Origin of the sequence: Acidobacterium sp. S8 (assembly GCF_009765985.1) — a bacterium.
GTDB lineage: Bacteria > Acidobacteriota > Terriglobia > Terriglobales > Acidobacteriaceae > Alloacidobacterium.
The window spans coordinates 1-3,819 of record NZ_LMUM01000009.1 but is presented as its reverse complement, the minus strand read 5'-3'; the positions used below and the strand labels follow the sequence as shown (position 1 = coordinate 3,819).

Genomic DNA, 3,819 nt, shown 5'->3' with positions numbered 1-3,819 from the left:
CTAAATCAGATGATGTTGCATCCATCGGTTGAGACCGCCCCGGTTTTCGGAAACTTCATTTCTGCCAATATGAACTCAAAAGACTTTTCGGCCACAAGAACATAACTTCCGACGTGCAGTGAGGTCGGCATATGCGCAGAGGCCTCGATTCTGCAGGCAGTGGTTCAGTTGGTCTGTAATGAACTGGAGATTCGGCAAGCTACTGCACAAAGATCTGATTCGACGTCCTCCTGCTGCTCGATTGTGGCGCAGGCCCTGCGCGTCTATGGTCATCTGAAGGGTGGAATCAAGCGCGGCGAAGTCGAAAAATACTCCAACTTAGTGGGGGTCCGTCTGGACGAAATGAGGGCTATTACGTATACAAAGAGTGTCATTTCATTCAGGTCTACATAAAGTTCTCATCAAGCCCCACATCCGGTCCAGACCCATCTCCAGATGATGTCGTTTCCTCGTTCTCTCAGCTTGTGATCAAGAACGAGCCAATGGACTAACGCCGTTCTGGAGATGGTTGGTCGGTGATACGTAGGTTATTCCGTTGCAACAATCTAAATTTTAGGCCGTAGCGCCTCTAAAAACTGGGATTGAGGTAACTTGCCGTACTACGCGCTGGGGAGCAACTTACCGAAATGCCGACGTCACAGGCATTTCTGGATTACTTCCCCTGTCCTGTCAATGTTCGTGCCAAGGAGGGGGATCTAACTACTGCACCAAGGGTTTGGCGTTGCCAATGCGAATGTTGAAGCCGACCATCGAACCCCAGACGTTGATGCCGTAATCGTAATATTTGGGCTGTGACAAGTAGAAGTTGGAGATGTGCTGGTACGTGGCGCCAGCCTCGACGCTGAAGCGGGGGTTGAAGTCATAGCGTATCCCACCGCCATTCATGAGCGTGAAGGTAAGATCCTGGCCCTGGGCGTATAGCACTCCGTCGGGTCCCTTGGCGTTGATGTTGCCCACGCCTCCGTGGGCATCGAAGTAAGGAACCATTCTCCAGTTGGGCCGAATGAAGTTCCGGCGTATTCCAAAGAGAAAGGCAAAATAGCGGGTCTCCGGACCGCGAGGAATGTCTACATAGCTCCCGCTGAATGTGTAGTCGGTGCTACCGCGCAGAATGCCCCACCAGCCGATGTTATCGATGGTCCAGCGCAAGGAGAGAATGTTGGGTTCCAGCGTATAATGTAGCGGCCAGGTGGTATAGGTGCTGCCGGTCGCGAAGTTGTAGACGAAGGGGATATTGATGGGCTGCCAGCCCGATTCAAAAGAAAACTCCATTTTGTTCCGGTAGAAGATATTACGGTTGAAGTCTCCAGGGCTATTGAAGAAGAAGAGGTTGTGGATCGGGTAACTTGCGGCCTCCTGACTTTCTGCAAAGCAGGCGAAGAGTGCGAACAGAAACGCGCCATACAGGTATTTTGAAGGCATCTCTACGGGACTCCCATTCTGAAACCAGTTGCTGGAAATGGGATGGCGAAGGTTCGTACTTTGCCGTATCGCAGGCTATAAATCACGCCCGTTAAAATCAGGGAGCGGTTCGGCGACCGCTGAATCCAAGGCGTAGCTGCCGGTTTACCGGCAATGCGGAAGTTTCGCGATCTCAGATTGCGACTCTGCTCGTCCGCCTGCATAGCACCGCTCCAGTCCCGGCTGTCCTCGCCGGGAGTCATGAAGGTACACCTTGTTGACAGGCTAAGCAGGTGGCTGTATCACAACATTCGCAGATGCGGGAGAGGTGAAAGACCAGATCAGCGCAATAATCCAACCAATGGCAGTCCAACCAAGAAGGATATTGACTAGTATGATGGGCACCCGACTGTGGTGGTTACGATAGACGGCAATGATCGTAGGCAGACAGTAAATCGCAAGCATGGCCAGAGCGGAATCAAGAAGACGACAAGGTGAGTCGGAGTGAAGAGGTTATCAAGCATTTAATTCAGCGCTCTAAATTGTAGCCTTCGACTTTGAGGGTCGCAGTAAATCGCTCGAGAGTCGGCTCTCCATAGCGTGCCTGAAGGTTCAAATTATCGGTTTGTCCAATTCCGTTAGATCCATACAGCAAAGCCATCGCTAATAGCAGGTAGACGTTTTTCATTGGCAGGGCTCCGGTTGCCAAACGGCCTACACCTTTTGCATCTCATTGTTCTCCATCATGGGAAACAGGCTGAATCTGTTGATGCCGTAACAGAAGGTAAACGGCGTTTTCCAGTAAAGCGCGGAGTAGCAGAGTCGCCCTCGGGAACTTACCTTAAAGGCAGATTTCACAGGGATTTCGGGATTATTCCTTGTTTGCCCGCAACCACCCAGAACCTACTGTGTGGTCTCAGACTCACTCATTCGATCGGTGCCTGGCTTGACACACTCGACGCCAGAGCTCCCAAGAACGTAGTTGTAGTCGCCATGGCCAATAAGCTGGCACGCAGCGCATGGGCCGTGCTATCCAGCGGAGAAGGCTACCGACCCGGCTCCCTCGTAACGGCTGCATGAAATAGCGCGGAAAAGACGCCTGCGACTTGGAAGCGCTACGCCTCCCACTTTACCGCACTACGACGACGGCCCAAGTTTACCCACCGAGGTCTGCACAGGATTAGCAAGGACGAAAGAACAGTCACAACGGCGTGTCCGCAGCCTGGTAACGAGAATGGTCACGAAAGAGCGACCGACCGACTTAGGAGGACCGAAACGCGTGCAACTCATCATGGCCAGGAGAGTTGATCTCCATTAAGGTCGAATACATTTGCGCAGACTTGTCTTCTCGACCCCAGCTTTTTCCTTGCAGTCGTGCGGCGGACCATACATTCTCGTTACAGACGAGTCTTCGATGAATACATCGAAGATTTAGTATTCCTTGAGCGTGTTCACCGAACGTGATTTTCTGTTCATCCTCGAACTTTGTGCGGTGTTTTCGCTGGAGGCATTCTGCATCGCCTAGTGTTTGCGTAATAACGACCAAGGAAGGCACTGCGTGGCTGCGTAGCAATGAAAGCAAACTCCGATGAACCGGCTCTATGGGGTGTGATTCTTCGAGTATGCAGGTCCATGAGATGTGAATCTGATCGTTTGGATCGGGAGAAGCTCTTCTTTGGCGAATGCAATCGTTCACCGCACCAACAGTCTGCTCACATCTAGTGCATGGATTAAACTATGAAATCTCCCATAATTCGACTTAGAGATTAGGACCAGCGTCTATGCTTATCCGATCCACGTTCGATATTCAATTCCATTTGCCAACGCCCGCAGTGGTTGTTGCTCTTCTTCACCTGCACCCGTCGCTCGATAAGCAACTTCGGTCCGCCGACGAATTGCTTGTTGAACACTTGGGAACGAGCCCCTGGGCCGGCCAGGAACCACGCGTAGTCATTTCTCCGAACGACTATATCGACTCGTTTGGAAACATCTGTTCACGCTTTGTTGCCCCAGCGGGCCACCTGCGACTCTCGGGTAGAAATCTGATTGAGTCTGATGACGAGCCCGACAAGCGTTATCCCAATGCCAAACAAGCATCGATCGAGGACCTTCCATCTGAGGTGCTACAGTTTCTGCTGCCCAGTCGCTATTGCGAAGTGGATAAGTTTGGGGGTATCGCTAATGAACTGTTCGGGCTCATTCCACCGGGTTGGGCACGAGCTACGGCAATTCGCGATTGGGTTCACGAAAAGGTGATCTTCAACTACAACGCCGCGCGGCCAACCAAGACGGCGATGGATGTCTTCACTGAACGTGTGGGCGTGTGTCGAGATTTCCAACATCTTGCGATCGCGCTTTCGCGATGCCAGAATATCCCCGCTCGCTACGTGACAGGTTACATCGGCGACATCCGAAGGC

The 3,819-nt window shown here is 52.1% G+C and carries 4 protein-coding genes; 1 reads left to right on the top strand and 3 read right to left on the bottom strand.

Annotated features, from left to right (window positions below; all coding sequences use genetic code 11):
* Positions 1–699: 699 nt before the first annotated feature.
* The 3 genes from GSQ86_RS02525 to GSQ86_RS02515 all read right to left on the bottom strand — a co-directional run bounded on the left by GSQ86_RS02525 (position 700) and on the right by GSQ86_RS02515 (position 2,089).
* Positions 700–1,422, bottom strand: a complete 723-nt coding sequence (locus tag GSQ86_RS02525) for an outer membrane protein (RefSeq protein WP_158748395.1) — start codon at positions 1,420–1,422, stop codon at positions 700–702.
* Between the two features lie 264 nt (positions 1,423–1,686).
* Positions 1,687–1,866, bottom strand: a complete 180-nt coding sequence (locus tag GSQ86_RS23780) for a superinfection immunity protein (protein WP_158748394.1) — start codon at positions 1,864–1,866, stop codon at positions 1,687–1,689.
* Positions 1,867–1,930: 64 nt separating this feature from the next.
* A complete protein-coding gene (locus tag GSQ86_RS02515; protein ID WP_158748393.1) occupies positions 1,931–2,089 on the bottom strand; it encodes a hypothetical protein in 159 nt (52 codons plus the stop codon).
* A gap of 1,093 nt (positions 2,090–3,182) precedes the next feature.
* Between GSQ86_RS02515 and GSQ86_RS02510 the strand changes: the two genes are divergently transcribed.
* A partial coding sequence (locus GSQ86_RS02510; protein WP_158748392.1) for a transglutaminase family protein occupies positions 3,183–3,819 on the top strand: 637 nt, incomplete at its 3' end.